Here is a 2,112-nt window from a genome sequence, read left to right as displayed (position 1 = left end):
ACCAACTACAGACTCCGCTGCCTACTCGCTGCCGGCGGCCACCGCCCCTACCGCGCGAAACGAACCAACCACGCCTAAATGCGAAGGGCCGGAAATCTTCGATCTCGATTCGATCATCAACGCGGCGGGCGAACTGAAGTACATCGGCCAGATCAAACGAACGCTCGCGGCTCAGTTCAAGGAGCCGGATGCAGAGTGGATCAAATCACTGACCATGCGTGTGTACGACGGGAGTGCCTACACGCAGAAGGTGCGCGACCAATTCACGACGCTCGTAACGAAGGCAACAAAGCAGTTCTTGAATGAGCAGGTGAATGAACGCCTCAAGACAGCCCTTGGCGCTCCCAACTTCCCAATGGCCAGCGACTCGGTGATCGCTGCGACCGTGACCAGCGAGCAAGCGGTCGAGGACGACCTGAACGAGACAGGTGTAGAAACGACCCTCGAAGAGCTTGAGGGGTACCAGATCGTGCGGGCCATCGTCTGCAATGAAGTAAAGCCTGCGCGCGTGGTCCAGCGCGACGCGAAGTCCTACTTCGCGGTGTTGCTTGACGACAACAATCGGAAGCCGATCGCTAGGTTGCACTTCAACCGCGTTCAGAAGTACCTGGGCGTCTTCGACGAGCAGAAGATCGAGCAGCGCATCCCGATCACCTCGCTGGACGAGATCTACGAGCATGCGGACGCGCTGCGCTCAAGCGTCAGGGCGTATCTGACAGTGGGCTGATTGCCTGCTGGTCCTCCAGGGCGCCGAGTTCCTTGGGCTTATCATCTTTAGTCCGCTTGGTCCACTTCGGACGCGAGAACTCGATCTCCCGCAGCTTCTGTACCTGGGGCTTCGCTTTGCCAACGGCCCCAGGTACAGAACTCGCTGCGGTGCCGACGAGCTGACGAGTCTGCGCGGTGAGGTCAGTCAGGGATTTCCGCCAGGACTCGCGTTCAACAGAACCATAGACGAGGGTTTCAAGCCCATAGATCGCCGCGAACTTCGCGACAGTTGCCTGGATCGCCTCGGCGGCATCCAGGGTGGACTTACTCCGAAGCGGGCTAATCACCCGGGAGAAGTCATTAATGGTCGCCGTGCTGCTCACAACGTCATTCAGCTTCTGGAGGCGCTGAGCAGTGAACTCGCGACGGCGCGCAGCAGAGATTCCAATGGCTCTAACGTGATGCTCGATCTCCAGAGGCTCGTTCTTCGCAACGTGGGCGACTTCGAGGGCGTCAAACCGCTCCTGGTTCGCTTGGCATGCAGCAAGAAGGACCAACCACGACTGAAGCTCGGTACGACTCGCCAACTTGATGGCATCCGCTCGCTCGGCTGCACTTCCGGCAGTTAGAGAATCGACGATCACGTCGAGTTGGTTGAGAGCATACGAGGTCGACTGGGCCAGTGATGTGCTGTGGCCGGATACCTGCGCCCAGGTCGTTTCGCTGACGCGTCCAGTCTCTTCGTACAGGGCATAGGCCTTCTCCAGAACCAGCGTGATGCCCTGGACGTCACCCAATGCCTGCGCTCTATTGTCTGACAGCAACCTGTCCAGTTTGATGTCCATGGCTTCAACGAGCTGTTCGAGATCAGCGAGAGCTGCTTTTAGTGCGGCTGCGGCGCTGAGCGCAGCGACGTTCGACATGACCATGGGATTCATCTGAGCGGGTTCGAACTTCGCCGTCGAGACGATGCGTCCTTTGGCTCCTCGGATGATGCCGGCAATTGGGCCATCTGGATTGAACTCGCTGTACTTCTTGAGGAGTTCCGCCGAGTCGGCTGCCATGGTGAATGTTGTGCCGACGACGGAAGGCCCCTGAATGGCGCTGAGGCCGGCGGCGGCCGCAACGGCATCAATCGTTGCTCGCTTGGCTTTCCGGCCAAGTTCAGGCCGTATAGCCAACTCCTGCATGAACTTCTGCACGATGTCGGTGGTGCCGACGACGGCTACTTCGCTGCCCGTGATGACGAGTCCCAGTTCTTGGCTTTGTTGCTCCATCGACTCATCTAACCAGTAACGCGTCTAGAGCAAGCTTGGTGTCAACCGGTGGAAGCAACATTGTCGGTGAGTAGTCGAGTGAAGACTTCCCGGGGAGTGAGGTAGCCCAGGGTGGCTCGGGGTCGGT

Annotated in this window: 1 protein-coding gene and 1 pseudogene; one reads left to right on the top strand and one right to left on the bottom strand. The window is 58.9% G+C overall.

Going from position 1 to position 2,112, the window contains the following annotated elements; genetic code table 11:
* A pseudogene (locus IWX63_RS16520) lies at positions 1 to 727 on the top strand (hypothetical protein); the annotation flags it as partial.
* On the opposite strand, the gene IWX63_RS16515 reads toward IWX63_RS16520, so the two are convergent.
* Positions 702 to 1,985 (bottom strand): hypothetical protein, encoded by a 1,284-nt coding sequence (locus IWX63_RS16515; RefSeq protein ID WP_199279238.1) that lies wholly within the window; start codon positions 1,983 to 1,985, stop codon positions 702 to 704. The pseudogene IWX63_RS16520 and the gene IWX63_RS16515 sit on opposite strands and share 26 nt — an antisense overlap.
* Positions 1,986 to 2,112 lie beyond the last annotated feature (127 nt).

It is taken from the genome of Arthrobacter sp. CAN_A2, from assembly GCF_015752045.1.
In the GTDB taxonomy this organism is placed as follows: Bacteria; Actinomycetota; Actinomycetes; order Actinomycetales; family Micrococcaceae; genus Arthrobacter_D.
The sequence above is the reverse complement of the archived record's forward strand: the minus strand, read 5'-3'. Positions and strand labels throughout refer to the sequence as shown.

Bases quoted from the DNA above. Each gene is read 5' to 3' on its own strand.
- IWX63_RS16515 (WP_199279238.1), bottom strand. From the start codon at position 1,985: ATGGAGCAACAAAGCCAAGAACTGGGACTCGTCATCACGGGCAGCGAA.